The organism is Variovorax sp. LjRoot175 (assembly GCF_964253805.1).
Classification (GTDB): Bacteria; Pseudomonadota; Gammaproteobacteria; order Burkholderiales; family Burkholderiaceae_C; genus Variovorax.
Window position 1 is genome coordinate 1 of sequence record NZ_CAXURY020000001.1, and the last position, 25432, is coordinate 25432.

28 protein-coding genes are annotated in these 25432 nt (G+C 67.3%); 10 read left to right on the forward strand and 18 right to left on the reverse strand.

Annotated elements, in window-relative coordinates; translation table 11 throughout:
- The 7 genes from dnaA to ACSQ89_RS00035 form a co-directional block, all read left to right on the forward strand.
- Positions 1-1380 (forward strand): chromosomal replication initiator protein DnaA (gene dnaA / locus ACSQ89_RS00005; protein ID WP_093107053.1); only part of this gene is annotated, 1380 nt, incomplete at its 5' end.
- A 269-nt stretch (positions 1381-1649) separates the two neighbouring features.
- Complete coding sequence (dnaN, locus tag ACSQ89_RS00010; RefSeq protein WP_093107051.1) at positions 1650-2756, forward strand: DNA polymerase III subunit beta; 1107 nt, start codon at positions 1650-1652, stop codon at positions 2754-2756.
- 133 nt (positions 2757-2889) lie between these two features.
- Positions 2890-5514, forward strand: a complete 2625-nt coding sequence (gyrB, locus tag ACSQ89_RS00015; RefSeq protein WP_436294856.1) for a DNA topoisomerase (ATP-hydrolyzing) subunit B — start codon at positions 2890-2892, stop codon at positions 5512-5514.
- A 258-nt stretch (positions 5515-5772) separates the two neighbouring features.
- Complete coding sequence (locus ACSQ89_RS00020; RefSeq protein ID WP_436294830.1) at positions 5773-6174, forward strand: hypothetical protein; 402 nt, start codon at positions 5773-5775, stop codon at positions 6172-6174.
- A 108-nt stretch (positions 6175-6282) separates the two neighbouring features.
- Positions 6283-6747 (forward strand): hypothetical protein, encoded by a 465-nt coding sequence (locus tag ACSQ89_RS00025; protein ID WP_436294829.1) that lies wholly within the window; start codon positions 6283-6285, stop codon positions 6745-6747.
- Positions 6744-7055, forward strand: a complete 312-nt coding sequence (locus tag ACSQ89_RS00030; RefSeq protein ID WP_244503867.1) for a hypothetical protein — start codon at positions 6744-6746, stop codon at positions 7053-7055. Before ACSQ89_RS00025 ends, ACSQ89_RS00030 begins: the two co-directional genes overlap by 4 nt.
- Before the next feature lie 92 nt (positions 7056-7147).
- Positions 7148-8335, forward strand: a complete 1188-nt coding sequence (locus ACSQ89_RS00035) for a metallophosphoesterase (RefSeq protein WP_436294855.1) — start codon at positions 7148-7150, stop codon at positions 8333-8335.
- Here ACSQ89_RS00035 and ACSQ89_RS00040 read toward each other — a convergent pair.
- From ACSQ89_RS00040 to ACSQ89_RS00070, 7 genes are all read right to left on the reverse strand, one after another.
- Positions 8304-8750: a PaaI family thioesterase gene (locus ACSQ89_RS00040; protein WP_436294828.1), complete on the reverse strand. Its 447-nt coding sequence runs from the start codon at positions 8748-8750 to the stop codon at positions 8304-8306. The genes ACSQ89_RS00035 and ACSQ89_RS00040 overlap by 32 nt on opposite strands.
- Positions 8747-9172 (reverse strand): MerR family transcriptional regulator, encoded by a 426-nt coding sequence (locus ACSQ89_RS00045; RefSeq protein ID WP_436294827.1) that lies wholly within the window; start codon positions 9170-9172, stop codon positions 8747-8749. The genes ACSQ89_RS00040 and ACSQ89_RS00045 overlap by 4 nt, the downstream gene beginning before the upstream one ends.
- Before the next feature lie 56 nt (positions 9173-9228).
- Positions 9229-9717: a polyhydroxyalkanoate granule-associated phasin gene (locus tag ACSQ89_RS00050; RefSeq protein ID WP_093107041.1), complete on the reverse strand. Its 489-nt coding sequence runs from the start codon at positions 9715-9717 to the stop codon at positions 9229-9231.
- Between the two features lie 247 nt (positions 9718-9964).
- Positions 9965-10123, reverse strand: coding sequence for a hypothetical protein (locus ACSQ89_RS00055; protein ID WP_436294826.1), 159 nt, complete (start codon positions 10121-10123; stop codon positions 9965-9967).
- The gene (locus ACSQ89_RS00060) at positions 10120-11082 is read right to left on the reverse strand and encodes a lysylphosphatidylglycerol synthase domain-containing protein (protein WP_436294825.1); all 963 of its coding nucleotides are present in this window, start codon (positions 11080-11082) and stop codon (positions 10120-10122) included. The genes ACSQ89_RS00055 and ACSQ89_RS00060 overlap by 4 nt, the downstream gene beginning before the upstream one ends.
- Positions 11079-12308, reverse strand: coding sequence for a cardiolipin synthase ClsB (gene clsB, locus ACSQ89_RS00065; RefSeq protein ID WP_436294824.1), 1230 nt, complete (start codon positions 12306-12308; stop codon positions 11079-11081). The genes ACSQ89_RS00060 and clsB overlap by 4 nt, the downstream gene beginning before the upstream one ends.
- A gap of 2 nt (positions 12309-12310) precedes the next feature.
- Positions 12311-13039 (reverse strand): endonuclease/exonuclease/phosphatase family protein, encoded by a 729-nt coding sequence (locus ACSQ89_RS00070; RefSeq protein ID WP_093107034.1) that lies wholly within the window; start codon positions 13037-13039, stop codon positions 12311-12313.
- A 251-nt stretch (positions 13040-13290) separates the two neighbouring features.
- On the opposite strand from ACSQ89_RS00070, the gene ACSQ89_RS00075 reads away from it, so the two are divergent.
- Entirely contained in the window at positions 13291-13647 is a 357-nt protein-coding gene (locus ACSQ89_RS00075; RefSeq protein ID WP_436294823.1) for a serine/threonine protein kinase, read from the forward strand.
- Between the two features lie 63 nt (positions 13648-13710).
- Here the strand turns inward: ACSQ89_RS00075 and ACSQ89_RS00080 are convergent, their stop codons facing one another.
- From ACSQ89_RS00080 to ACSQ89_RS00115, 8 genes are all read right to left on the reverse strand, one after another.
- The gene (locus tag ACSQ89_RS00080) at positions 13711-14259 is read right to left on the reverse strand and encodes a Spy/CpxP family protein refolding chaperone (RefSeq protein ID WP_436294822.1); all 549 of its coding nucleotides are present in this window, start codon (positions 14257-14259) and stop codon (positions 13711-13713) included.
- A 142-nt stretch (positions 14260-14401) separates the two neighbouring features.
- The gene (locus ACSQ89_RS00085; RefSeq protein WP_436294821.1) at positions 14402-15472 is read right to left on the reverse strand and encodes a flavodoxin family protein; all 1071 of its coding nucleotides are present in this window, start codon (positions 15470-15472) and stop codon (positions 14402-14404) included.
- 77 nt (positions 15473-15549) lie between these two features.
- Positions 15550-16449, reverse strand: coding sequence for a pirin family protein (locus tag ACSQ89_RS00090; protein ID WP_093107027.1), 900 nt, complete (start codon positions 16447-16449; stop codon positions 15550-15552).
- Between the two features lie 32 nt (positions 16450-16481).
- Positions 16482-17228 carry an aspartate/glutamate racemase family protein gene (locus ACSQ89_RS00095; protein WP_436294820.1) on the reverse strand — a complete coding sequence of 249 codons (747 nt, stop codon included), beginning with the start codon at positions 17226-17228 and terminating at the stop codon, positions 16482-16484.
- The gene (locus ACSQ89_RS00100; protein ID WP_436294819.1) at positions 17228-18118 is read right to left on the reverse strand and encodes an ABC transporter permease; all 891 of its coding nucleotides are present in this window, start codon (positions 18116-18118) and stop codon (positions 17228-17230) included. Before ACSQ89_RS00100 ends, ACSQ89_RS00095 begins: the two co-directional genes overlap by 1 nt.
- Position 18119: 1 nt before the next feature.
- Positions 18120-19022, reverse strand: a complete 903-nt coding sequence (locus ACSQ89_RS00105; protein ID WP_436294818.1) for an ABC transporter permease — start codon at positions 19020-19022, stop codon at positions 18120-18122.
- Between the two features lie 106 nt (positions 19023-19128).
- Positions 19129-20403: an ABC transporter substrate-binding protein gene (locus ACSQ89_RS00110; protein ID WP_093107017.1), complete on the reverse strand. Its 1275-nt coding sequence runs from the start codon at positions 20401-20403 to the stop codon at positions 19129-19131.
- Between the two features lie 52 nt (positions 20404-20455).
- Complete coding sequence (locus tag ACSQ89_RS00115; RefSeq protein WP_436294817.1) at positions 20456-21565, reverse strand: ABC transporter ATP-binding protein; 1110 nt, start codon at positions 21563-21565, stop codon at positions 20456-20458.
- 163 nt (positions 21566-21728) lie between these two features.
- Between ACSQ89_RS00115 and ACSQ89_RS00120 the strand changes: the two genes are divergently transcribed.
- Entirely contained in the window at positions 21729-22061 is a 333-nt protein-coding gene (locus tag ACSQ89_RS00120; RefSeq protein WP_436294816.1) for a helix-turn-helix domain-containing protein, read from the forward strand.
- Positions 22058-22642, forward strand: coding sequence for a mobile mystery protein B (locus ACSQ89_RS00125; RefSeq protein ID WP_436294815.1), 585 nt, complete (start codon positions 22058-22060; stop codon positions 22640-22642). The genes ACSQ89_RS00120 and ACSQ89_RS00125 overlap by 4 nt, the downstream gene beginning before the upstream one ends.
- 18 nt (positions 22643-22660) lie before the next feature.
- Here the strand turns inward: ACSQ89_RS00125 and ACSQ89_RS00130 are convergent, their stop codons facing one another.
- From ACSQ89_RS00130 to xrtQ, 3 genes are read right to left on the reverse strand one after another with little or no spacing between them, the layout of a single operon-like run.
- A complete protein-coding gene (locus ACSQ89_RS00130) occupies positions 22661-23932 on the reverse strand; it encodes a biosynthetic peptidoglycan transglycosylase (RefSeq protein WP_436294814.1) in 1272 nt (423 codons plus the stop codon).
- Positions 23933-23942: 10 nt separating this feature from the next.
- On the reverse strand, positions 23943-24518 hold the full coding sequence (locus tag ACSQ89_RS00135) for a hypothetical protein (protein ID WP_436294813.1): 576 nt from the start codon (positions 24516-24518) through the stop codon (positions 23943-23945).
- Positions 24496-25431: an exosortase Q gene (gene xrtQ, locus ACSQ89_RS00140; RefSeq protein WP_093107003.1), complete on the reverse strand. Its 936-nt coding sequence runs from the start codon at positions 25429-25431 to the stop codon at positions 24496-24498. The genes ACSQ89_RS00135 and xrtQ overlap by 23 nt, the downstream gene beginning before the upstream one ends.
- Between the last annotated feature and the right edge of the window lies 1 nt (position 25432).

Consider the following 25432-nt stretch of genomic DNA (forward strand, 5'->3'; position numbering starts at 1 on the left):
ATGCCGAGTGACGGCGTCGGTGACAGCCTCTGGCAGGCCTGCGTCGACCAGCTCGCGCAGGAGCTGTCCGAACAGCAGTTCAATACCTGGATCAAGCCGCTGACCGCGAGGGTCGCGGACGATCTTTCACGGGTCACGGTCTTCGTCGCCAACCGCTTCAAGCTCGACTGGATCCGGGCCCAGTACGCCGGCAAGATCGCCTCCATGGCCGAGAAGCTCTATGGCCAGCCGGTGATCATTGAGTTAGCGCTCGCTCCTCGAGAAATCGTTGCCAGGCCTGTATCGATGGCCATCGTCTCCGAAACGGATGTGCCGCGCGACGTGGCGGGCCCGGGTGAGGACCTGAGCGGCACCGCATTCAAGAACAGGCTGAACTCCGGCCTCACCTTCGACACGCTGGTCGAAGGCACAGCCAACCGGATGGCGCGCGCAGCGGCGATGCACGTCGCCGGCATGCCCGGCCATCTTTACAACCCGCTTTTCATCTACGGCGGGGTCGGCCTGGGCAAGACCCACCTGATGCATGCGGTGGGCAACCGGCTCCTGTCCGACCGGCCGGACGCCAAAGTTCTCTACATCCATGCGGAGCAATTCGTTTCGGATGTGGTCAAAGCCTATCAGCGCAAGACTTTCGACGAGTTCAAGGAGCGCTATCACTCGCTCGACCTGCTCTTGATCGACGACGTCCAGTTCTTCGCCAACAAGGACCGGACGCAGGAGGAATTCTTCAACGCCTTCGAAGCCCTGCTCGCCAAGAAGTCGCACATCGTCATGACGAGCGACACCTATCCCAAGGGCCTGGCGGACATCCATGAGCGGCTGGTCTCGCGTTTCGATTCCGGCCTCACGGTCGCGATCGAGCCGCCCGAGCTCGAGATGCGCGTGGCGATCCTGATCAACAAGGCGCGCGCCGAAAGCGCCGAGATGCCCGAGGAAGTGGCCTTCTTCGTCGCCAAGAACGTCCGCTCCAACGTGCGCGAGCTCGAAGGCGCGCTGCGCAAGATCCTCGCCTACTCGCGCTTCAACCAGAAAGAAATTTCGATCGCGCTCGCGCGCGAAGCATTGCGTGACTTGCTCTCGATCCAGAATCGGCAGATCTCGGTCGAGAACATCCAGAAGACGGTGGCCGACTACTACAAGATCAAGGTCGCCGACATGTATTCGAAGAAGCGCCCGGCATCGATCGCCCGGCCGCGCCAGATCGCCATGTACCTGGCCAAGGAACTGACCCAGAAGAGCCTGCCGGAGATCGGCGAGCTGTTCGGCGGTCGCGACCACACGACGGTGCTGCACGCGGTGCGGAAGATCTCGGGCGAGCGCCAGCAGCTCACCGAACTCAATCAGCAGCTGCACGTGCTGGAGCAAACCCTCAAGGGCTGAGGAATGAGCGTCATCGCAGATTCACGAAAGCCTGTCAAAGGACAACTCTGGGGACAGTTTCGGCACAAGCGGGTGCTTGTCCACAGCCGCGGTGCGCACCACGAAGTTGTCCGCCTTTGCGCGACAGCAGCGAAGCGCGGCTGCACACAGCCAGCCGGCTCACGCAAGTGGCTGTCGCAAAAGCGGAAAATCGCCCTGTCCACAGCTGAGGGCATCCCTTATCTACTACTACTAAGTTGAATTAAAGAAATAAGGAAGAGGTAAGACACATGATCGTATTGAAGGCAACACAAGACAAAGTCCTCGCCGCGCTGCAATCGGTGGCAGGCATCGTGGAGCGACGCCACACGCTGCCGATCCTGGCCAATGTGCTGATCCGCAAGACCGGCGGCGACCTGCAGCTGACCACCAGCGACCTCGAGATCCAGATCCGCACCCATGCCGAGCTCGGCGGGGACGAAGGCAACTTCACCACGACCATCGGCGCACGCAAGCTGATCGACATCCTGCGCACCATGCCGGCCGACCAGACAGTGAGTCTCGAGTCGAGCGCGAGCAAGCTGGTGCTCAAGGGCGGCAAGAGCCGCTTCACGCTGCAATCGCTGCCGGCCGAAGACTTCCCGCTGGTGCAGGAATCGGCCAACTTCGGCCCGGTGTTCAGCGTGCCGCAGAAGACGCTGAAAGACCTGCTGAGCCAGGTTTCGTTTGCGATGGCGGTGCATGACATCCGCTATTACCTCAACGGCATCCTGTTCGTGGCCGAGGGCAAGCAGCTGAGCCTGGTGGCCACCGACGGCCACCGCCTGGCCTTCGCATCGGCCATGCTCGACGTCGAGGTGCCGCGCCAGGAAGTCATCCTGCCGCGCAAGACCGTGCTCGAGATGCAGCGCCTGCTGTCGGACGCCGAAGGCGCGATCGAGATGCAGTTCGCGAACAACCAGGCCAAGTTCAGCTTCGGCGGCATGGAGTTCGTCACCAAGCTGGTCGAAGGCAAGTTCCCCGACTACAACCGCGTGATCCCCAAGACCCACAAGAACACCGTGACTCTGGGCCGCGCGCCGCTCCTGGCCAGCCTGCAGCGCACTGCGATCCTGACCAGCGAGAAGTTCAAGGGCGTGCGGCTCAACATCGAGCCCGGCACCCTGCGCATCGCGTCGAACAACGCCGAGCAGGAAGAAGCGCAGGACGAGCTCGACATCGACTACGGCGGCGACGCCATCGAAATCGGCTTCAACGTGACCTACCTGATCGATGCGCTGGCCAACATGGGCCAGGACATGGTGAAGCTGGACCTCGCCGATTCCAACAGTTCGGTGCTGATGACGATTCCCGACAACGCGTCGTTCAAGTACGTCGTGATGCCGATGAGGATTTAGCACACCCCCAGGCTTGCCCACTTCGTGTGGCCTCCAACCCCCTTGCAGGGGGCAATACCAGCGGCCCGGCAAAGCCGGTTCCGCGGTATTCCTGGAATGGCGCAACAAACGCCGAGAGATAGACAGAAGGATCCTGATGAGCGAAGAAAACAAGCCGGAAGTGCCGCACACCGAGCCGGTTTACACCCCCGAGATCGACAGCGCGATCCCGATCGAAGTGACACCGACCGCGGACAACTCCTACGGCGAAGGCTCCATCACGATCCTCGAAGGCTTGGAAGCCGTGCGCAAGCGCCCCGGCATGTACATCGGCGATACCTCCGACGGCACCGGCCTGCACCACCTCGTGTTCGAAGTGGTCGACAACTCGATCGACGAAGCGCTGGCGGGGTACTGCGACGACATCGTCGTGACCATCCATACCGACAACTCGATCTCGGTGGTCGACAACGGCCGCGGCATCCCGACCGGCGTGAAGATGGACGACAAGCACGAGCCCAAGCGCTCGGCGGCGGAGATCGCGCTCACCGAGCTGCACGCCGGCGGCAAGTTCAACCAGAACAGCTACAAGGTCTCGGGCGGCCTGCACGGCGTCGGCGTGAGCTGCGTGAACGCGCTCAGCAAGATGCTGCGCCTCACGGTGCGGCGCGAGGGCAAGGTGCACACGCTGGAGTTCAGCAAAGGCTTCGTGCAAAACCGCATCGTCGGGACGGTGAACGGCGTCGAGGTGTCGCCGATGAAGATCACGGGCGATACCGAGAAGCGCGGCACCGAGGTGCACTTCCTGCCCGACGACGAAATCTTCAAGGAAAACGCCGACTTCCACTACGAGATCCTCAGCAAGCGCCTGCGCGAACTGAGCTTCCTGAATAACGGCGTGCGCATCCGCCTGCTCGACGAGCGCACCGGCAAGGAAGACGATTTCTCCGGTGCCGGTGGCGTCAAGGGCTTCGTCGAATTCATCAACAAGGGCAAGACGGTCCTGCATCCCAACGTGTTCTACGCGATGGGCGAGAAGCCGGCCGACACCTATGGCGGCATTCCGGGTACGCACATCGGCGTCGAGGTCGCGATGCAGTGGAACAGCGGCTACAACGAGCAGGTGCTGTGCTTCACCAACAACATTCCGCAACGTGACGGCGGCACCCACCTGACCGGCCTGCGCGCCGCGATGACGCGCGTCATCAACAAGTACATCGAAGAGAACGAGTTCGCCAAGAAGGCCAAGGTCGAAGTCACCGGCGACGACATGCGCGAAGGCCTGTGCTGCGTGCTCAGCGTGAAGGTGCCCGAACCCAAGTTCTCGAGCCAGACCAAGGACAAGCTGGTGTCGAGCGAGGTGCGCGCGCCGGTGGAAGACATCGTCGGGCGGCTCCTCACCGACTACCTGCAGGAGCGCCCGAACGACGCCAAGATCATCTGCGGCAAGATCGTCGACGCCGCGCGGGCGCGCGAAGCGGCCCGCAAGGCGCGCGAGATGACGCGGCGCAAGGGCGTGCTCGACGGCATGGGCCTGCCCGGCAAGCTGGCCGACTGCCAGGAAAAGGACCCGGCGCTGTGCGAGGTGTACCTGGTGGAGGGCGACTCCGCCGGCGGCTCCGCCAAGCAGGGCCGCGACCGGAAGTTCCAGGCCATCCTGCCCTTGCGCGGCAAGATCCTGAACGTCGAGAAGGCGCGCTACGAGAAGCTGCTGACCAGCAACGAAATCCTGACCATGATCACCGCGCTCGGCACCGGCATCGGCCGGGCCGGCGCGACGAGTGCGGGCGGCGGCGCCGACGACTTCAACGTCGCGAAGCTGCGCTACCACCGCATCATCATCATGACCGACGCCGACGTCGATGGCGCCCACATCCGCACGCTGCTGTTGACCTTCTTCTACCGGCAGATGCCGGAGCTGGTCGAGCGCGGCCACATCTACATCGCGCAGCCGCCGCTCTACAAAGTGAAGGTCGGCAAGGAAGAGCAGTACCTGAAGGACGGGCCGGCGCTCGATGCCTTCCTGCTCAAGGTCGCGCTCAAGGATGCCAGCGTCGAAACCGGTGGCGAGAAGCCGACCACTCTGAGCGGCGACACGCTGGCCGAGCTGGCACGCAAGCACCAGTTGGCCGAAGCGGTCATTGCACGCCTGGGCGTGTTCCTCGATGCGGCGGCCCTGCGTGCCATCGCCGATGGCGTGTCGCTGGATCTCGATACCACGGCCAGCGCCGAGGCTTCAGCCGTGGCGCTGCAGAACAAGCTGCGCGAACTCGACGCCACGGGCGTCCCCGCCGAGGTGGCCAGCGAGTTCGACGTGCGCACCGACAAGCCGCTCCTGCGCATCAGCCGCCGCCATCACGGCAACATCAAGAGCAGCGTGATCACGCAGGATTTCGTGCACGGCGCCGATTACGCGGCGCTGGCCGCTGCCGCCCAGACATTCCGCGGCCTGCTGGGCGAAGGGGCCGTGGTCAAGCGCGGCGAGGGCGACCGGGCCAAGGAAGAAAAGGTCAACGACTTCCGCGAGGCCGTGCGCTGGCTGATCGGCCAGGCCGAAAACGCCACCGCGCGCCAGCGCTACAAGGGCCTGGGCGAGATGAATCCCCAGCAGCTGTGGGAAACCACCATGGACCCGGCCGTGCGCCGGCTGCTGCGCGTGCAGATCGACGACGCGATCGAAGCCGACCGCGTGTTCACGATGCTGATGGGCGACGAGGTCGAGCCGCGCCGCGAGTTCATCGAGCAGAACGCGCTGCGGGCGTCGAACATCGACGTGTAATTGCGAACCCGGCTCAAGCCGGTTCGTGAAATACCGCATGCCGAGCCGCCCGCCGAGGCCGCTGCGCCGCGCCAATCCTCGTAAACGCTATACCTAGCCCGACTCTTGCTAAGCAAAATTCCGGCGGATTGACGCCGTTTTTTGGAGCGAGGACAGCAAGCGATGAAAGCAACCCGGTTTTGGTGGCCCACGGTGGCTCTGGCTTTCTTTGGTGCATGGACTTCGGCGCACGCACTGACGACGAACCCGCCCATCCGCATGGCGCAGGGCATCGAATACATGTGCGGCGGAAAAAGCAGCGCGGAGGCGGCGTTCATGCGCATGGTCTCGCCGCGCTGGGCGGCGACGCTGGAGTTCTCGGTCAACCGTGCCAAAACGGGCGAAGTACCGGCCGACGTGAAGGTGGTGGTGCGCGAACGCTATTCGGGCCGGCCGGTGATGGAGGCCGTTTCGGGCGCTCCCTTCATGCTGGCGCGGCTCGACCCCGGCGCCTACGAGGTCGAGGCCACGCTGGCCGGGATCACGCTGCAGCAGCCGCTGATCGTGTTCAACGGAATGGCGTCCCGCGCTGCCTTCGTCTGGCCATCCAACGTCGATTTCGCCGCCGCGACCGGGCAGCTCATGCCGGAACAACAAGCCGCGGCCCGCACCAGCGACTGAGCGCTCTCGCTGATTCAGCTTCGCCTAAGTCTTGCCGCCCATAGTCCGGGCGTGGAGTGCAGATGCCTGACCTCCACCGATCTCATCAACCCGAGCAAGGACACGGCAATGAAGAACACAACCCGGATCTGGTGGCCCGTGGCCGCCCTGGCAATCGGTGGCGTGTCGCTTTTCGGTGCACTGGCGGCGCAGGCGGCCTACAACCCGCCGATCCGCATGACGAACGGCATCGAGTACATGAGCGGCGGCATCAGCAGCGACGAGGCGGCGCTGATGCAAAGCGTCGCGCCGCGATGGCCGGCGACCTTCGAATTCGCGATCAAGGACGGCACGCGCGCGGATTTCGCGGCCGACGTCTCCGTGTCGGTGCGCGATGCCGCCGGCCGCGACGTGCTGGCGCATGTGACGGCCGAAGGCCCGTTCATGGTGGCGCGCCTCGAGCCCGGCCGCTATGAGGTGGAAGCCACGCTGGCCGGCCGGACGCTGAAGCAGGCGGTCGAGATCCGCGCCGGCAGCCCGACCCGCACCCTCTTCCTGTGGCCCGCAGGCACGGACGTGAGCGCGCATTCGTGATTCCGCGGATCCTCGAGAGCCGGGGCCTTTCGGCGCACATCCTGCCGACCTCGGCCACGATGATTGGCGTGTGCATGACGGTGCTGTCGATCGGCCACCTGCGTCCCGACGGCCACTCGCGCGTGCTGATCGACAAGCTGCTGGCCTTCGACGCGCTGATCTTCCTGGCGAGCGCGGTGCTGTCCTTCGTGTCGATGCGTTCCCGGCGCGAAGGACCGCGCCATGAGCGCCGTGCGGAACTGCTGTTTCTGGCCGGCCTCGCGATCCTGGCACTGGGCGCGGTCGCGATCGCCTTTGCCATCGACTGAGGCGCCATTTTCTTTGCTGGCACGCGCCTTGAATGTGAAGGCGGCGGCGCCCACATGCGGTGTCCGCACTGTGCACACTCTTCAAGGCCTCGATGCCGCTGCCGCCCCTGATTCTTCTCACCACGCTGCTGCACGCCTATATCGGCCTGCGGCTGCTGCCGGCGCTCGCCTTGCTCACCGGCGCCTGGCCGGTGCTGCTGCTGGCGGCGCTGGTGCTCTCGGCCGCGACCATGCCACTGCCCTTTGTCGGTGCACGCTCCGCAGGCCGGGCGCCACTGGCCGATGGGTGGAAATGGCTGGGCCTCCTCTGCATGGGATGGTTTTCGTCGATGTTCGTGCTCACGATGGCGCGTGACGCCGGCCTGCTGCTGACTTGGCTCGCCACCGCCCTCGGCGGCTGGGCCATCGATTGGCCGCGCGGGCAGGCCTGGAGCGCGGCGGCGGTGCCGCTGCTGGCGACGCTGATCTCGCTGATCGGCTTCTTCAACGCGCGGCGCACCGCCGGCGTGGTGCGGGTCGATGTGCCGATCCGCGACCTGCCCTCCGGGCTGAACGGCTTCACGATCGCCCAGCTCAGCGACATCCATGTCGGGCCGACCATCCGGCGCGGCTACATCCAGCGCATCGTCGATGCGGTCAATGCGCTGGGCGCGGACATGATCGCGATCACGGGCGACCTGGTCGACGGCACGGTGGCCGAGCTGCGCGAGCATGTCGCGCCACTCGCCGGCCTGCGCGCGCGGCTCGGCACCTTCGTGGTGACCGGCAACCACGAGTACTACGCGGGCGCACAGGCATGGATCGACGAGCTGCGCCGCCTGGGCCTGCGCGTGCTGCTCAACGAGCACGTGGTGCTGCAGACGCGCAATGTGCGGGGCGCACAGACCGACGAGGAGGTGCTCGACAGCGCGCTGGTGGTGGCCGGCGTGACCGACTACACCGCCGCGCATTTCGATGCTGCGCATGCGAGCGATCCGCAGCGCGCGCTGCACGATGCGCCGCCGCTGGTGCGCACACGCCTACTGCTCGCGCACCAGCCGCGCAGTGCGCCGGCCGCGGCCGAAGCCGGCTACCAGCTGCAGCTTTCGGGCCACACGCACGGCGGCCAGTTCTTTCCGTGGAACCTGTTCGTGCCGCTGCAGCAGCCTTTCACGGCCGGCCTGCACCGGCTGCGCGAGATGTGGGTCTACACCAGCCGCGGCACCGGCTACTGGGGACCGCCCAAGCGCTTCGGCGCGCCTTCCGAAATCACTCTGCTGCGGCTGGTACCGGCGGCTTGATGTTGCGCGCCGTGCCCAGGAGCGTGGCACAGAGGCGTTCCTCCCCGTTCTCGCCAATGGCGTAGACCTCGGCCGCGCACACGGTGAGCAGCTGGCCGGCGCTCACCACGCGGCCGCGTGCGCGCACCGCGCGGCCCACAGCGGGTGCGACGAGCTTCAGCGTGGCGTCGACGGTCGCGTTGCTCCAGCCGTCAGGCAGCACGGAAGCGGCGGCGGACACCGCGGCGAAATCGGCGACCGCGAAGACCGACGTCGCCTGAAGCTGGCCCGGCCTGAAGGTGAGCGGCTCGGTGATGGGCAGGTCGACTTCGACCTGTCCCAGTGCGAGTTGCGTGAAGCGCAGGCCCAATGTGCGCGCCATCGGCATCGCGAGCACGGCCTGTTCGATCCGTTGAAGCTGAGGGGTGCGGGTCATCTCTTGTCCTTCGAGGAGGATGTGGTAGAGGTCTTGGGCCAGGGTGCTTTCTTCTTCGCCGCTGCCGGCGGCTTGCGCCGTTGCGCGCGCAGCCAGGCGGCGTGTTCGATCACCTGCGCGCGCAGGGCCTGCAGCTCGGCGATCTGCGCGTCCAGCGCGGCCACGCGTTCCTCCAGCGCATCGGTCATCCGCGTGATGCTGAGGCGGCCCGCACGATAGGCCGGCAGCAGCTCGGCGATCGCCGGAAGCGAGAAGCCGATGCGGCGCGCCATCGCGATGAACACCACTTCGCGTCGCATCGATTCAGGGTAATCGCGATAGCCCGAATCGGTGCGTGCCGGCAGCAGCAGGCCGAGCCGCTCGTAGTGGCGCAGCGCGTGCACCGTGACGCCGGCGCGTTGGGCGAGTTCCGAGATCCGCATCGGCCCAAGGCTAGCAAGCCTCGCGTTGCACGAAGCTTGGAGCGGGCCGATTTTTTTCAGCCGGCGAGCCGTCGCGCGTTCGAGGTGGCCTTGGCGTGGATGGGCTTGAGCCCGCGTTGTGCGATGCGCGCGCCGGCGCTCGACAGCTGGGTCAGCGTGGCGGCGGAGCGTGCAGCGGCGCCGGCGAGCGCCCGGCCGTGCGTCTCGATCTGCGTCGGCGTGGTGCTGGTGCTGAGCGAAAAGAGCGCAACGGCGCCGCCCAGCCAGTGCTTGACAGCGCGGTTGACGAGCGCGAACTGGGTGCTGTGCAGCTGGTTCGCCATGGCCGCGCCCGATTCGCTCGCTGCCGCGAGTTTCTCGTGGCCCATGAGCTGCATTTCCGCCAGGTCCTCGGCACTGGGCGAGAGCCCGGCGCGGGCGATGCGTTCGGTGCGCAGCTGGATTACCGAGCCGGAAGACAGCAGCATATCCTGGGTCTTGAAGGCGACGTCGACCCACAGCATGAGTGGATTGAAGAAGCGGGAAGAAGAGAAGCTGGGCGACATGGACGTTCTGCGTGGAAAGGTCCACCGACTATAGGCCTATCGACTGCTGCGTGCTGCACTGCAGCAACCGTTGAGCGAATATTTCCTACCTTTTGTCACGGCGAGCTTCTCCTGTCCGCTGCAGAGCGCGGAGGTCGCTCTCCCTTGCCGCTTCCGCCTTCGAAGATCGCAATGCCGCCATCAGGAAGCCGAACCCGGGCGAGAACTTCGCGCGGGTGCGCTATCTGTACCGCTTCTGAGCCCTGTCTCAGGCGAAGTATTCGCCGGCTCGCTCAAGATCGGCCAGCCATTGCGCGTAGGCCGATTCGCGTTCGGCTGGATCGCCGCGCAGCAGTGCCGACGGATGCAGCGTGACCAGCACCGGAAGCTCGCGCAGGCCGGTGTGCCAGCGGCCGCGTTCGCTCATGCAGGCCCTCTTGGGCGCGACGCCCGCAGGCGCTTGGCGTGCAGCTCGGTGACTGCATAGGCCACGGTGGCGATGGCGAGCGGCAGCAGATAGTAGATGGCGCGATAGGCGAGCAGCGCGCCGAGCAGCCGGCTCTGCGGAAACTGGTGCGCGAGCAGCGCGACGAAGACGGCTTCGAGCACGCCCAGGCCGGCCGGCACGTGGGTGATGACGCCCGCCACGGCGCCGACCAGCAGCACGCCGAGCACGTGCGGGTAGGGCAGTTGCCGCTGCAGCAGGAACCAGATCACGCCGCCGATCAGCGACCAGTTGATGCAGGACATCACGAGCTGCAGCAGCGCCATGCCCAGCGCCGGCGTCTCCAGCTCGTGGCCGTGGATGTTCCAGACATGCTCGCGCGCGATCGCGCACAGCGCCAGGTAGGCCGCGGCCAGCAGCAGCAGGGTGGCGCCGAGGATGCGCAGGCCGCCCTCTCCGATCTTCCAGTCGGGCGGCAGCGTCATCGGCCAGAAACAGAAGGCAGCGCCCGCGACCATCAGGTAGCCGAGCCAGTTGGTCAGCATGCTGAACCCGAGTACCCGCGTGATGGTGATGCCGCCCAGGCCCAGGCGCGAATAGAGGCGGTAGCGGAAGGCCACGCCGCCGATCAGCGCGCCGAGGTTGAGGTTGAAGGCATAGCTGATGAAGGTGACGCCCATCACCGAGCCGGTGCCCAGCGTGTGGCCCGTCATGTGGCGTCCCAGCAGGTCGTAGCTGCTGTAGAGCGTGAAGCTGCAGGCGGCGAGGGCGGCCGCGGCGAGCAGCATCGGCAGCGGGATCTGGCCGACCGATTCGAAGACCTCGTCCCAGTCGATGGCGCGCGCCTGCCGCAGCAGCAGCCAGGCGACCAGGCCGAGGAAGACCCAGCTGCCGATCCGCTTCGCCCAGACCCACCAGGCGTGGCGTCGCGAGGGGTTCACGCGGTGTCCGTCTGCGTCGCGCCGCCGCCGCGTGGCGCGGGCGCTTCGAGGGGATGGAGTCGCGGCGCGTGGCGCGGCAGCCAGCCGACCCAGGATGGATACCAGCGCAGCAGGTGGAAGAGGAAGAAGCTGCGCACCAGGCGCCAGCCGCTCCATTCGGTGAGATCCGAGGTCTGGATCTGCTGGCAGTGGTCGCGCATCAGGCGATCGAGCCGCTCCGACATGAGCTGGTTGAAAGCCCGGTCGCGCACGACCACGTTCGCTTCCAGGTTCAGCGACAGGCTCAGCGGGTCCAGATTGCTGGATCCGACCGTGCTCCACTGTTCGTCCGCCAGCGCGACCTTGCCGTGCAGCGGGCGCTCGCAGTATTCGTAGATGCGCACGCCGGCGTGCAGCAGGTGGTGATACAGCATGCTGGCTGCCGTCTTGACGATCGGCATGTCGGGCTCGCCTTGCAGAATCAGCCGCACGTCGACGCCGCGCCGCGCCGCGCGCCGCATCTCCTTGATCAGCCGGTAGCCCGGGAAGAAATAGGCATTGGCGATCACGATGCGCTGCCGGGCGCTGCGGATGGCGGCGCGGTAGTGGCGCTCGATGTCGTTGGTGTGGCGGCGGTTGTCGCGGGTGACGAACTGCACCTCGGCATCGCCGGCCGGCGCGTTATCGTGCGGCGCGGCGGCGCGCAGGCGGCGCCTGAACCAGCCACGCCCCTTGCCTCCGATCGCGATCGCGCGCAGCACGAAGCGGTGAATCTCGGTGACGATCGGGCCCGCGAGTTCGACCGCATAGTCCTGCTTCGCCTTCGGGCCGAAGTCCATCACGTGGTCGGCGGAGAAGTTGATGCCGCCGACGAAGGCGCGCGTGCCGTCGACCACCATGATCTTGCGATGCATGCGCCGGAAGACATTGAGCCGCTGGCCGAGGAAGCGCTGGCCCGGATCGAAGACGCGCATCTTGACGCCCGCCGAGGTCAGCCCCTCGATGAATTCGTCGGAAAGATCGGGCGAGCCGAAACCGTCGACCATCAGGTCGACCTTCACGCCGCGTTGCGCCGCCGCCCGCAAGGCGCCATGGAGCTCCTTGCCGACTTTGTCCTCGAACAGGATGAAGGTCTCGATGATCACTTCGCGCTGCGCGTGGCGGATGGCGTCGAACACGCGTGGGAAGAACTGCTCGCCGTTCTCGAGCAGCTCGACGCGATTGCCCCCGACCCAGCGATTGCCCATGGTCACAGCTCGATCTCTGCCACCAGCGGCGCGTGGTCCGACAGGTGCGACCAGGGCTTGCGCGGCAGCACCACCGGTGCGTGCACGCCGGCATTGCGCACGTAGATACGGTCCAGCGGGAGCAGCGGAAAGCGCGCGGGGAAGGTCTTCGCCGCGCTGCCGTTGGCCTGCACGAACACCTCCCGCAGCGACGCGCCCTGTTCGAGGATCTCGTGCGCGCGGCCGCGCCAGTCGTTGAAGTCGCCGGCCACGATCAGCGGCGCATCGGCCGGCACCTCGTCGCGCACCATATGGCACAGCAGCTCCAGTTGCTGCAGCCGGTGGCCTTCGGCCAGGCCCAGGTGGGCGCAGATCACGTGCACGTCGACCGGCCGGCCGGGCAGGCGCAGCACGCAATGCAGGAGCCCGCGCTTCTCGGGGCCCACGATCGACACGTCGTGGTTCTTGAAATGGATGATCGGAAACTTCGACAGCACGGCATTGCCGTGATGCCCCTTGGGATAGACCGCGTTGCGGCCGTAGGCGAACTGCGGCCACATGGTGTCGGCCAGGAATTCGTAGTGCGGTGCCTCCGGCCAGTTGTCGACCTTGCGGGAATGGCGCGAATGGGTCCCCAGCACCTCCTGCAGGAATACCACGTCGGCACCCACCGTGCGCACCGCCTCGCGCAGCTCCGGCAGGATGAACTTGCGGTTGAGCGCCGTGAAGCCTTTGTGGGTGTTCACGGTCATGACTTTGAGGGAGGTGGGCGATGCCGTCACGCCGGCCGAAGGGGAAGAGGGCTTCACATGTGCAGTTGTAAGCCGAGGTACGCATGGCGGCTGTAGGAACTTGCGCCGGCCTGCGCCCGGCGCGGGTCAACTCCTACAGGCAGGCCTGCCGCATCCCCACACGGGGCTGCCTTGGGTGCTCCTACGCTGGATCCGGAGTCTTGATGAAGAAGGGGCTCACATTCGTTGAACTCGAGAGACAAGGAGTCATCATGAAGCAAAGTTTCATCGCCACCACGCTTCTCGCCGGCCTGATGGGCTTGGCCGGCGTCGCCGTCGCGCAGAGCACCGCGACCCAGCGGCCCGACGGAAGCGAACCGGCTTCGCGCGACGCCGTGAGGGCCGAGGCGCGCGCCCACAACCGCAACAACGCCAACAACCCGGTGCCCAAGGGCGAGGCGACCACCACCGTGAACAGCCAGCCCAACGCGATGCCGCAGCCGACCGGCGAGCAAACGCGCATGGACGTGAGTCAGCAGGCGCGCAAGGTCAAGCCGCGCTTTGGGGAGAGGGGTGAGCGGCCTGAAGTTCCGACCAACCCGACCGACAAGACCGGCACGCCGCAGTAAGGTGCGAGTCGACCAGGAAAAAGCCCGCATCGCTGCGGGCTTTTTTATGGGCCGGTGTCGGGCTCAGCTCTTGGCGGCTTCGCCATGGCCATGGTGGTGATGGCCGTGTCCGCGATGGCCGAAGCGCATGCCTTCCGCATCGAAGGTCTTTTGCTGCTCGGGCGTAAGCGCCGCATAGAAGCTGCGCGTGGCATCGATGCGCTTGGCGAACATCGCGCTGCGTTCGGCGTGGCGCGTCTGCATCAGATCCAGGCGCTGCGGCGTCGTCATCTTGGCCAGCTCGGCGCGATCGGGACGGGCTTGTCCTGCCTTGCGGGCCGGCGGCTGTTGCGCCGTCGCGAAGCTGCTCCAGGCGCCTTCCTGCGCCGGGGTGAGCTGGAGCTTCTGCTTCAGCGCGGCCAGGCGCTCGGCGCGATGGGCTTGCATGCGCTCGAAGCGCTGGGCCCGGTCCATGCGCTTGGCTTGCGCCGGGGCCTTGGAGGCGCCCACCTGTGCCTCAGCAGCCGGCGGCGCCGGCGCCGCGAGGGGCGCCTGGGCGAAAGCGGCGGAGGAGGCGAAAGTGGCCGAGGCAAGCAGGCCGGCCAGGAGAAGGCTTTGGCGAGACGAAATCATGAGAGTGCTTCCTTTCGAAGAAGCCCGCCGCCGATGGGCAGCAGGTGAGAGGGAGTGTCGACGCGCTCTGTATCCCGGCCGTGAGCTCAGCGTTGTGCCTGCGTAAAGAAAGATTTCGGCGCGTACCGATGCCAGCGGCGCACTATTTCGGCCGCGCGCGCTCGAGGCCGGCATCGGGCGGATCGAGCCGGCCCGCGCGCAACTGGGCCACCGCGCGGGCGACGGCCCGCGCGACGTTGCGCACTTCTTCCTGCACGCAGGTGTCCTCGTCGAGCGCGTCGTGGCTGGTCGCGTAGGGCGTGTAGTAGCCGATGTAGCGGTCCAGCCGCGCCTGGGCCCCGGCATCGACGAGGCCCATCCAGTCGAGCCAGTCGCTGAGATTGCGGCGCAGGCTCTCGACGCCGGCGACGTCGCCGTGCACCACGAGGCCGTAGGTGCGACCCGCCAGGTGCTTGGGATAGTCCCAGCCCTTGAGTTCGATCGCCTTGGCCTCGTCCGGCTTCTTGCCGTGGGTGGAGGTGGGGTCGGGATTGCCGCCGTCGGCGCAGACCAGGCGATCGGCCATGAGCTTGAGCGGGCTGCTCGCCTGGTACCAGTGCGTCGGCGTGAAGAGGATCACGCCGTGCGCGGCCATCCAGCGTTCGTAGATCTCGTTCATCCAGTCGCCGGTCTGCCGCAGCGAATGATTGGGGTAGCAGCTGCAGGGCCAGTGGCACAGCGGCATGGCGGTCGAGACGCAGCCTTTGCAGGGATGGATCTGGCGCCCGTACTCGGAAGCGAGCAGGCTCAGGTCGAGCACATCGCATTCGATCTGCTCGCCCTCGAGCACCGGCTTGGCGAGCTGCAGCAGGCGATGCGTCTTCGAGATCTCGCCGGGGCAGGTGCCGTCGTTGCGCGGCGAGCCATTGACGAGCAACACACGCGACTTCGTCTCCGGCCTGCCCCATGCAGCCTGTGCGCGCTCGATGCGCGCCTTGGCCTCGAGCCAGTCGACCGAGAGCTCGTAGTCGGGGTCCGCATAGCCGAGCCCGGCCTTGCGCGTCACTGGCGCCTTGCGGCCTTGCTGGTAGGCCTCCCAGGCGATGACTTCGATGCGGCCGAGCGCTTCGGCCTCGGCCTGGAAGGCCGGGTCCCGGTACGACTGCATGAAGCGTTCGTGGAATTCGGCGCGTTCGAGCATGGGCGGCGCCTGGCCCTTGCGGACTTCGGTCATGCGGCCGAATGTAGGCAGCCGCCGCGCATCGGTCCCGCGCCGCCACGGCCGAAATACCGTAGGCGCGCGACTACAGTTCAGCTCAGCTTGCCGTTCTGGAAATCGTGCACGGCCTGCATCACCTGTTCGCGCGTGTTCATGACGAAGGGGCCGTACTGCGCGATCGGCTCGTGCAAGGGCTTGCCCGCGATCAGCAGCGCGCGCGCCGGGCTGTGGTTGGAGGCGGGCGCACGCAGCAGCACGCCGTCGCTTTCGGGGTCGTTGGCGAGGATCGCCATGCGCTTGGTAGGGATCTCGCTGCTCCCGATAAAGAGCGATTCGCGAAACACGTGGAGCAACGCATTGCGGTCAGGCGCCAGCGGCTGGGCGAACTCGGTGCCGGGCGGCAGCGTGAGATCGAGGTAGAGCGGCTCGGTGTGCTCGCGCTGCACCGCGCCCTGGATGCCATGGCTTTCGCCCGCGATCACGCGCACGTGCACGCCCGCGGGTGTGGTGAACGCGGGAATCTCGTCGCTCTGAATGTCGCGGTACCAGGGCTTGCGCATCTTGTCCTTGGACGGCAGGTTGAGCCAGAGCTGGAAGCCTTCCATCAGCCCTTCTTCCTGTTCGGGCAGCTCGCTGTGCACCAGGCCGCGGCCGGCCGTCATCCACTGCACGCCGCCGTTTTCCAGCAGGCCTTCATGGCCCTCGCTGTCGCGGTGTCGCATGCGGCCCGCGATCATGTAAGTCACTGTTTCGAAGCCGCGGTGCGGGTGGCTCGGAAAGCCGCCGATGTAGTCGCCCGGGTTGTCGCTGCCGAAGGCGTCGAGCATCAGGTAGGGATCGAGCCGCTGCTGCAGCGTCTGGTTCAGCACGCGCGTGAGCTTGACGCCGTCGCCATCGCTGGTGGAGACGCCGGCGACGATCTGGTCGATGCCGCGCGGGCTGGCCAGCGCGGCAGGTTCGACGGCATGGGTGGTGGTCTTGGAGGTGCTCATGCAACCCATGGTGGCACGGAGCGGAGACCGCGTCAGGGGTGGGGCTGCCGCCCGTTCAGCGCCTCGAGCTCCCAGGACACGCCCTGCCAAGCCACCTCGGGGCCGGCCGCCCGCGGCCCGGCTGCTGCGCGCCCGGCCCCGATCGCCCAGCGCGCGCCTGCGCTCACGCTGTCGATCAAAGGCACTGCAAGCTCGGGCGCGATGGCGGCGGCCATGCCGGCCAGCCCGGCACCGCCCAGGATCACGGCCTGCGCGTCGAAACGCGCTGCCGCCTCGCGGCAGGCTTCGGCGAGCAGCGCGTGGGCGCCTGCCGGGTCGGCGGCGAGCTCGGCGCCGCTCGCAGCCACCGTGTGGATGCCGGCGAGCGAGGGCGCGTGACCGAGCGCCAGGGCCAGGCGCTCGAGCATCGGCCGCCAGCGCTCGCCGCCCGTCACGACGGCGAAGCGCCCGTGCCGGGCCGCGGCCGCGAAGGCCGCTTCCGCGAGGCTGCCAACCGGGACGCTGCAGGCCTCGCGCAGGGCGAACAGGCCCGGATCGCCGAAGCAGCCGATCAGCACCGCGTCGGGCCGCTCGCCGCGCGCCAGCGCTGCGGCCCAGGCATCGAGCACCGCGTGCTGCGCCACCGCGTAGCTGGCCTCGCTGGCGATGTAGGGCGCGCCGAAGCGGGCGGTGACGGTGTGCACCTTCAAGGCCGGGCTCACTTCGTTCTGCACGTGGCGCTGCAGCAGCGCGCTCACCGTCGCCGAGGTGTTGGGATTGATGACGAGCAGGCGGGGCATCAGCGCCGCCGTGTAGCGCGCCGGCGCAGCCAGGCGGCGGAACCGAGCGCAAGCGCCATCACCATGAAGGAGACCACGGTGGTGACCGTGCCGAGCGCGTAGATCGATGGCGTGGTGACGGTCGAGGTCAGGCCCTGGAGTTCGAGCGGCAGCGTGTTGACGTCGCCAATGGCCTGCGAGGTGCGCGCGATCTCGTCCCACGAAAGCGTGAAGCCGAACATGCCGATGCCGACCACGGACGGTCCGATCAATGGCAGCACCACATGGCAGAAGCTTTGCCAGGGGGTGGCGCCGAGGTCGCGCGCAGCTTCCTCGAAAGCCGGGTTGAAGCGGTTGAAGACCGCGAACATGATCAGCAGGCCGAAGGGCAGCGTCCACGTCAGGTGCGCGCCGAGCGCCGAGCTGAGCAGGCCCAGTGCGGTGCCGTAGTTCTCGAGCATGCCGTCGGCCCCCGCGGCCGCGAGCGCACCCTTGATGCCGCTGTCGAGCAGCCGGAACTGCAGCCCGATGCCCAGCGACACGATGATCGAGGGCATGATCAGGCTCGCGACCGTGACGAAGAACAGCGCGTTGCCGCCCGCGAGCTTCTTGCGGAAGGCGAGGCCCGCGAGCACCGAGAGCACGACGGTGAACAGCATCACCACCGCGCCCAGCATCAGCGAGCGCCGGAAGGCCGCGCCGATGTCGACCGTGCCCAGGCCCTCGGCGAGCTTGTAGAACCAGTGCAGCGAGACGCCGCGCAGCGGAAAGGTCAGGCCGCCTTCGGGGCCCTGGAAGCTCAGCACGAAGATCGTGATCATCGGGCCGTAGAGAAAGAGCACGAAGAGCGCGAAGACGATGGCCAGCGGCCAGAAGCCTGCGCTGCGCTGCTCGCCGATCCTTGCGCTCACGTCAGAGCTCCTTGCGGATATCGACCAGGCGCGTCAGGCCCCAGATGATCATCAGCACCGCCGCCAACAGGATCATCGCGTTGGCCGCCGCGAGCGGGAACTGCAGGTAGGAGGTCTGCACCTGGATGATCTTGCCGACGGAGGCGATCTGCTGGCCGCCCATCACGCCGATGGTCACGAAGTCGCCCATCACGATGGTGATGACGAAGATCGAGCCGATCAGGATGCCGGTTCGCGAGAGCGGCACGATCACGTTCCAAAGCGTCTGCCAGCCGGAGGCGCCGGCGTCGCTCGCGGCCTCGAGCAGCGAGCGGTCGATGCGCATCATCGAGTTGAAGATCGGCACGATCATGAACATCGTGTAGAGATGCACGAAGGCCAGCACCACCGAGAAGTTCGAGAACAGCAGCCACTCGACGGGCGCGTCGACCAGGCCCAGCCCCACCAGGCCCTGGTTGACGAGCCCGTTGCGCCCGAGCAGCGGCACCCACGAGATCATGCGGATCACGTTCGAGGTCCAGAAGGGCACGGTGCACAGCACGAAGAGCAGGGTCTGCATGCCCGGCGAGCGCACGTGGAAGGCCAGGAAGTAGGCGACCGCGAAGCCGATGACAAGCGTGATGCCCCAGACCAGGAGACAGAACTTGAGCGTGCTCAGGTAGGTGGAGAGCGTGACGCAGAAGTCGCCGTTGTCCGTGAGGTGCGAGCAGCCTTCGAAGATGCTCGCGTAGTTGCGCAGCGTGATTGCAGGAATCAGCTCGTACTCGTTGAAGTTCCAGAGGCTGACCATCGCGATCAGCGCCAGCGGGATCAGGAAGAAGAGCAGGAAGACCAGCGCGAAGGGCGCAGCCTGCCACCAAGGCTTGATGGCCTGAATGCTCGTTGCAGTTGCCGATGGGTTCATGGTTTTGTTCCCTCTCCCTCTGGGAGAGGGCTAGGGTGAGGGCAGGTGATGGGCGCTGCTTGCCCTCACCCCCGCCCTCTCCCAGAGGGAGAGGGAGTCAAACCCCTCACGCTGCAACGAACTCGTTCCATTTCCTCACCATGTACTCGTTCTCGTCCATCACTGCGTTCCAGCACGCGATGCCGCCCATGCGCTGCTCGTAGCTGCCGCCGTCGCGCACCGAGCCGGTCTTGGCCAGCAGGTCGCCGTTGGGGCTCTTGATGTCCTGCGTGGCGGGCTTGCCTTCCATCCAGTAGGCCCACTCGTAGGACTCCATCTTGGCCTTGGCGGTCTCGAGCACGGCGCTGTAGTAGCCCTGGCGGTTGAGATACGCGCCGGCCCAGCCGTCGAGGAACCAGTTGATGAACTCGTAGGCGCCATCGAGCTTCTTGCCCGAGAGCGTGGCCGGCAGGCCGAAGCCGGCGGCCCAGGCGCGGTAGCCCTCCTTGAGCGGCTGGAAGTTGCAGGCGATGCCCTTGGTGCGCACGGCCGTCACGGCGGGCGACCACATCGACTGGATCACGACCTCGCCCGAGGCCATCAGGTTGACCGACTCGTTGAAGTCCTTCCACAGTGCCCGGAACTGCCCGGCCTTCTTGGCTTCGATCAAGGTCTTGATCGTCAGGTCGATCTCCGCCTTGGTCATGTTGCCCTTGTCGGCGTATTTGTGGATGCCCTTGGACTCCACCACCATCGCCGCGTCCATGATGCCGATGGAGGGGATGTTCAGGATCGCGGCCTTGCCCTTGAACTCGGGGTTCAGCAGCTCGGCCCAGGATTCGATCGGGCGCTTGATCAGGTCGGGGCGGATGCCCAGCGTGTCGGCGTTGTAGACGGTCGGGATCAGCGACATGAACTGGGTCGGCGACTTCGCGAACACCTTGCTCTTCTCGCCCTCGAGAAAGATCACCTTCTTGGGCGCGGTGCCCTGGTCGCCCACTTTCTTGCCGGCCACTTCGCCCTTGGTGAAGAGCGAGGTGATCTTGTCGGCGTTCTTGATCTTCCTGGTGTCGATGCCCTTCAGGTTGCCGGTGGGCACGATCTTCTTGAGCGAGAAGTACTCGGTGTCGATCAGGTCGAAGCTGTTGGGCGCAGTGACGGCGCGCTTGGTGACGTCGTCGGTGGTGACGGCCACGTACTGGATCTCGATGCCGGTGTCTGCCTTGAACTTCTCGGCGATCGCCTTGTCCTGGTTGACGGCGGTGCCGAGGTAGCGCAGCACGATCTTCTCCTGCGCGTGGATGGCGGGGAACACGCCGGCCGCCAGGATGCCCGCGGTGCCCTGGAGCAGGGTGCGGCGCTGTACGCCCTTGTTGGTGGATGAATCGATCGGTTCGGACATGGTTTGGCTCCTGATGGTGCGGTGATGAATCTGGACAAATGAGCGGCGGCGATCAGGCCGCCATCGCCGCGAGTGCGGACAGGGGCGCAGGCCGCGACACCGGCCCGGCGGGCGGTTCGCCCTTGGGGCGGACGGCGCCGGGGCCCAGGGGACGCGCATCGGCCGGCGACCAAGAAAGGCACACGCCGTCGCCGACCGCATAGGGATGCATGCCGAAGGCCTTCTCCGACAACAGCACCGAGACGCCGCTGCGCTCCGGCGCCACGCCCGTGAGCCTGAGGCCCATCAGCACGTAGGTGCCCTGGTATTCGACGTCCGTCACGTGGGCTGCGAGGCCGGCTTCGCCGTTGGCGCCGGCGGGCGCGATCTGCATGTGGTCGTTGCGCACCGCGATCAGTCCCTCGGGGGTGTCCAGCACGTTGTGACCCCCCATGAAGCGCGCGACGAATTCGCTGGCCGGATGGTTGTAGACCTGGTGCGGCGAGCCGACCTGCTCGATCAGCCCGTGGTTCATCACCACCATGGTGTCGGCCAGCGCCATCGCCTCCTCCTGCGAGTGCGTGACATGGATGAAGGTGAGGCCCAGCTCCTTCTGCCAGCGCCGGAGTTCGGCGCGCATCTGGATGCGAAGAAAAGGGTCGAGTGCCGACAGCGGCTCGTCGAGCAGCAGCACGCGCGGCTCGGTGATGAGCGCCCGCGCCAGCGCCACGCGCTGCTGCTGGCCGCCCGAGAGCTCGCCCGGCTTGCGCTCGGCCAGGTGCCCCATGGCGACGCGCTCGAGCAGGTTCGCCGCCCGCTTGTGGCGCTCGGTCTTGGAGACGCCCTTCATCTTGAGGCTGAAGGCCACGTTGTCGAGCGCCGAGAGGTGCGGAAACAGCGCGAAGCTCTGGAACATCATCGCGGTGCCGCGCGCCGCGGCGGGCAGGTTGGTGATGTTGCGGTTGTCCAGCAGGATGTCGCCGCCGGACACCGACTCGTGCCCCGCGACCATGCGCAGCGTGGTGCTCTTGCCGCAGCCCGAGGGGCCCAGCAGGCAGCAGTAGCTGCCGCTGGCGATGCGCAGATCGATCTGGTCCACCGCCGGCGGTGCGCCGGAGACATAGCGCTTGGAGAGCGCGACGATTTCAACGGCTGCGGGCGGGAGGGCGGTGACAGCATCCATTGATGCCGACTTCGCAAGACATGTGCCAGCGGCCCCAGGTCTTCGCAGAACGCCCGTGCGCCGACTTGGTGCGCCGGTCATCGCGGCCATTTCGTGGAGAGAAGCGGCTCTTCCTCCCTCGCCGCCCGCCGGCTGGGCGAAGGCGATTCGCGAAGCCTTGGGCATGAGCGGGGCTGCGCTCGCGCGCCGGCTTGGCCTGACCCCTGCGGGTGTGCGCAAGCTCGAACAGGCCGAAGCGCGAGGCACTATCACATTGGCGAGCCTGCGCAAGCTCGCGCAGGCACTCGACTGCGAGCTCAAGTACGCGCTGGTCCCCCGGACATCCCTTTCGCAGCAGCTGCAGGACCGTGCACTCGAGGTCGCGCGTGAGCGCATGTACCCGGTCTCGCACTCGATGTCCCTGGAAGACCAGAAAGTAGGGGAAGCGATGAGCGACGTTCAAGGCGAACTTCCGGCCAGGGAACTGCTTCAGGGTTCGCGGCGGGAGCTGTGGTGACGGCGTTCGTGGACGCGGAGGGGGCGACACCCCTGGATCCGGACGAAGCACGAGGCCTCATTCCCGCACACATCGCCACCCAGGCCGACCTCAACGCATGGGAAGAAGCCAACATCCTGCAGGGTGTGCGCTGGGCGGCACGCCAGCGAAAACGCGAACTGCTCGACGAAGGCTTCGTTCGCGATCTGCATCGCAAGATGTTCGACCTGACTTGGGCGTGGGCGGGCACTCTGCGCTCGAGCAACAAGAACATCGGCGTCGATTGGACGCAGGTTTCGATGCGCTTGCGCGACCTGCTCGACAACACGCGCTACCAGGTCGAACACCGAAGCACGGCGCCGGATGAAATGGCCGTGAGCTTCCACCACCGGCTGGTATCGATCCATGCCTTCCCCAACGGCAACGGACGCCACGCGCGCCTGACGGCCGATGAGCTGGTGCTGCGGCTTGCCCGTCCGCGCTTCACCTGGGGCAGCAACTCGCTGGTTGGAAGCGGCGACCCGCGCACCCGTTACCTCGACGCGCTGCGGGCCGCCGATGCGGGCGAGGTGGCGCCCTTGCTCCGGTTCGCGCGAAGCTGAGCGTTACAGCGGGTCGCTTCAGGGTGGTGCAAAGCGCGCGTTGGTCACGTTCCGAATCAGCGCCTCGCGCTGGAGCCGCGTGATGCCGCGCAAGCCCTCGGCCACCGACTTGGCGCGTTCGCCGTCGATCCTGCCGTCGCGCTGCCACTTCTCGACCGCCAGGCCCGGGTTGTTCAGCATCGCGGCCAGCCAGACCGCCTGGGCCGGCTCGAGGTTGCGCGCGCTGCGCTTGAAGTAGCGGCGCGCGGCGGCCTCGGCGCCGCAGAGATTGGGGCCCCAGGGCGCGTTGTCGAGGTAGAGCTGCAGGATGCGCGCCTTGCCCAGGGTCTGCTCCATCTCGACCGCATAGAGCAGTTCGCGCAGCTTGCGGTCGGCGCTGCGCTCGCCGCCGGTCGCGACCAGTCGCGCGAGCTGCTGCGTGAGCGTGCTGCCGCCGCGCTCCACCTGGCCGGCCTTCTGGTTGGCTTCGATCGAGGCGGTGAGCTCGGCCAGGTCGTAGCCGGGGTGGGTGAAGAAGCGCTGGTCCTCCGCCGCGATCACGGCGCGCGCGAGCCAGCTGTCGTTGGCCAGCCGCGCGGGCGCGCCGCAGCTGCTGCGGGCGTTGAGCATGGCCTCGGTGCCCAGGCCCTCGACCGTGAACTGCTCGATGCGCGGATGCAGCGAGAAGCTGCCGGCCGGCAGGTCGACCTGCGCGCGCAGGCCCAGCGTGCCGCCGATGCGGGCGCGCTGCAGCTCGGGCAGGCCGGGCGCCAGCACCGTGTACCAGCGCGCGATCGGCGCCTCGGGCGCATCGATGTGGAGCTGCAGGGTCTTCTGCGTGAGCCGGCCGTCCCAGCGAGCGCGCAGCACGTTGTCGCCTGCGACGGTGGACACCGTGGTCGCGGCCGGCGCCGCTTCGAGCATGCCGTTGAGCGAACCGGCATCGCGCCGCGCCGTGATGCGCAGGCTGTCGAGCCGGATCGGCGCGCTGCCGAGCGCCGGCACCGAGGCGCTGCAGGGCTCGCAGCGCAGTTCGAGCGTGGTGGTGGGCTCGTTCCAGCCGAAGCGGATGACGCCATGGCGCGTGTCGAGCGAACGGCCGTCGAGCCAGGGCGCGAACCACGAGGAGGTGGCGAGGCGGATCGCCGTGGGAACGCCGACGTTGAGGCTGAAGGGGCCCGTCTTGACGCGGGTCGGCCACTCGTCGGGGCCGGGCGCCAGCGCCAGTTTCACGACCAAGTAGATGGCCACCGCGGCCGTCAGCACCAGCGCCAGAAACGCAAAAAACAGGTAGAACAGCGCTTTCTTCAAGAAATGTCTCTCACTCGATCGGTCTTGCCAGGGTCACAGCCTGCCAGGGTCCGTGGGATCGGCCGCTTACTGCGGCCCAGTACCAGGCTGAAGTGTCGGTGAAAGCCGTGCCTTCGGCGTCCACGATGCGCTCGCAAACGCGCAACTTTTGCGCGCCGGGGCCCTCGGTGACGAAACAACGCCACAGTCGGGCCTGGGCATCGCGCGAAAGGAGCGTCTGCTCGATGCGATAGCCGAGCGCGCGGTAGCAGTCGGCGGCCGGGTGCAGCATGCGGGTGGGCGCGTTGACCTCGCGCAGCACCAGCGTCTGTCGGCCGTCGGTCAGGCGTGCGATGGCGCCGGGAAAGCGCTCGGCAAAGCGCTGCTCGACCTCGCTCAGGGCCAGCGGGCGCAGTGCGGCGCCGTCCCATTGGCTGGGCCACTCGTGAAAGGCCGCGGCCATGGCCGGCGCGGCCTGCGGACGCAGCGCGAAGGCGGCCGACCAGAGGAGGCACAGGCCCATGACGAAGGCGAAGACCGCCTTGTGCGCGATGCGGTTGACGAAACGGTTGGCGAAGCAGCGTTCAAGAAAGAGCGGTGTCGACACGGCGACCTCCTGCGGAAGTGATCAGACCGGGGATGGCGGCGGGGACGAAGCGCTCCTGCGGCCGGCGCGCCGGTGCCATCACCCACGCGATGCCGCCGCACACCAGCGCGAGCACGGACAGGCCGAGCGCCTCGTGCAGCCAGGGCGCGAGCGCGAGCCCCGCACCTTCGAAGCCGACCAGCACGCTGTTGCGCAGGATGTTGCCGCCCATCACCAACAGCCCCACGGCCGGCAGCCGGGCCAGGAAGCCGCAGTCGCCGCGGCGCGCCCAGAGGGCCACCGCGCAGGCCGTGAAGTAGCCGAGCCAGACCATCTGCACGCCGGAGCAGGGTGCGTCGACGATCACCAGCCGGCCGTCGACGAGAAGGCTGGTGCCCTCGCGCGCCATGCTGAAACCCGGCGCCAGCAGCCAGCGGCTGGCTTCGGCCGTGATCACGCGCAGCGGGTAGCCGGCATAGAACTGCAGCGATGAGAGCAGCGGCAGTGCGAGCACCGCCAGGCCGACGACCGGCAGGGCTGCGACGCGCTTGGGCAAGAAGGCCAGCAGGCCTGCGGCCAGCGCCAGCACGGCGATCAGGCCGGCGGCGAGCGGCGGCAGCGCCGGCATCACGCCGGGCCCGGTGCGCAGCAAGGTCGCGGCCAGCGTGCCGGCGCTGGCCAGCGCGAGCCAGCCGAGCCGGGGCGCGGCGCGCAGCGAATGCCGAAGCCTCCAGGCCAGCACGGCCAGCGCCGCGAGCGAGAGCAGGCCCAGCGGATCGTCGGAACCGTCGCGCAGGCGCCGGGCCATCCAGAGCCAGGTCGGCGTCAGCGCGGCGGCCTGCAGCGCCAGCCAGGCGGCGGCCGGTGCGCGGTCGAGTTGGATGCCCCAGTCGAAGACGCGGGGATGGGTTTGGGCGAGCTGAGCGAGGGTCATC

Coding starts and splice junctions, on each gene's coding strand:
- dnaN (WP_093107051.1), top strand. CDS start 1,650: ATGATCGTATTGAAGGCAACACAAGACAAAGTCCTCGCCGCGCTGCAA.
- ACSQ89_RS00020 (WP_436294830.1), top strand. CDS start 5,773: ATGGCGCAGGGCATCGAATACATGTGCGGCGGAAAAAGCAGCGCGGAG.
- ACSQ89_RS00025 (WP_436294829.1), top strand. CDS start 6,283: ATGAAGAACACAACCCGGATCTGGTGGCCCGTGGCCGCCCTGGCAATC.
- ACSQ89_RS00035 (WP_436294855.1), top strand. CDS start 7,148: ATGCCGCTGCCGCCCCTGATTCTTCTCACCACGCTGCTGCACGCCTAT.
- ACSQ89_RS00040 (WP_436294828.1), bottom strand. CDS start 8,750: ATGACCCGCACCCCTCAGCTTCAACGGATCGAACAGGCCGTGCTCGCG.
- ACSQ89_RS00045 (WP_436294827.1), bottom strand. CDS start 9,172: ATGCGGATCTCGGAACTCGCCCAACGCGCCGGCGTCACGGTGCACGCG.
- ACSQ89_RS00050 (WP_093107041.1), bottom strand. CDS start 9,717: ATGTCGCCCAGCTTCTCTTCTTCCCGCTTCTTCAATCCACTCATGCTG.
- ACSQ89_RS00055 (WP_436294826.1), bottom strand. CDS start 10,123: ATGAGCGAACGCGGCCGCTGGCACACCGGCCTGCGCGAGCTTCCGGTG.
- clsB (WP_436294824.1), bottom strand. CDS start 12,308: ATGGGCAATCGCTGGGTCGGGGGCAATCGCGTCGAGCTGCTCGAGAAC.
- ACSQ89_RS00070 (WP_093107034.1), bottom strand. CDS start 13,039: ATGACCGTGAACACCCACAAAGGCTTCACGGCGCTCAACCGCAAGTTC.
- ACSQ89_RS00075 (WP_436294823.1), top strand. CDS start 13,291: ATGAAGCAAAGTTTCATCGCCACCACGCTTCTCGCCGGCCTGATGGGC.
- ACSQ89_RS00080 (WP_436294822.1), bottom strand. CDS start 14,259: ATGATTTCGTCTCGCCAAAGCCTTCTCCTGGCCGGCCTGCTTGCCTCG.
- ACSQ89_RS00085 (WP_436294821.1), bottom strand. CDS start 15,472: ATGACCGAAGTCCGCAAGGGCCAGGCGCCGCCCATGCTCGAACGCGCC.
- ACSQ89_RS00090 (WP_093107027.1), bottom strand. CDS start 16,449: ATGAGCACCTCCAAGACCACCACCCATGCCGTCGAACCTGCCGCGCTG.
- ACSQ89_RS00095 (WP_436294820.1), bottom strand. CDS start 17,228: ATGCCCCGCCTGCTCGTCATCAATCCCAACACCTCGGCGACGGTGAGC.
- ACSQ89_RS00105 (WP_436294818.1), bottom strand. CDS start 19,022: ATGAACCCATCGGCAACTGCAACGAGCATTCAGGCCATCAAGCCTTGG.
- ACSQ89_RS00110 (WP_093107017.1), bottom strand. CDS start 20,403: ATGTCCGAACCGATCGATTCATCCACCAACAAGGGCGTACAGCGCCGC.
- ACSQ89_RS00115 (WP_436294817.1), bottom strand. CDS start 21,565: ATGGATGCTGTCACCGCCCTCCCGCCCGCAGCCGTTGAAATCGTCGCG.
- ACSQ89_RS00120 (WP_436294816.1), top strand. CDS start 21,729: ATGAGCGGGGCTGCGCTCGCGCGCCGGCTTGGCCTGACCCCTGCGGGT.
- xrtQ (WP_093107003.1), bottom strand. CDS start 25,431: ATGACCCTCGCTCAGCTCGCCCAAACCCATCCCCGCGTCTTCGACTGG.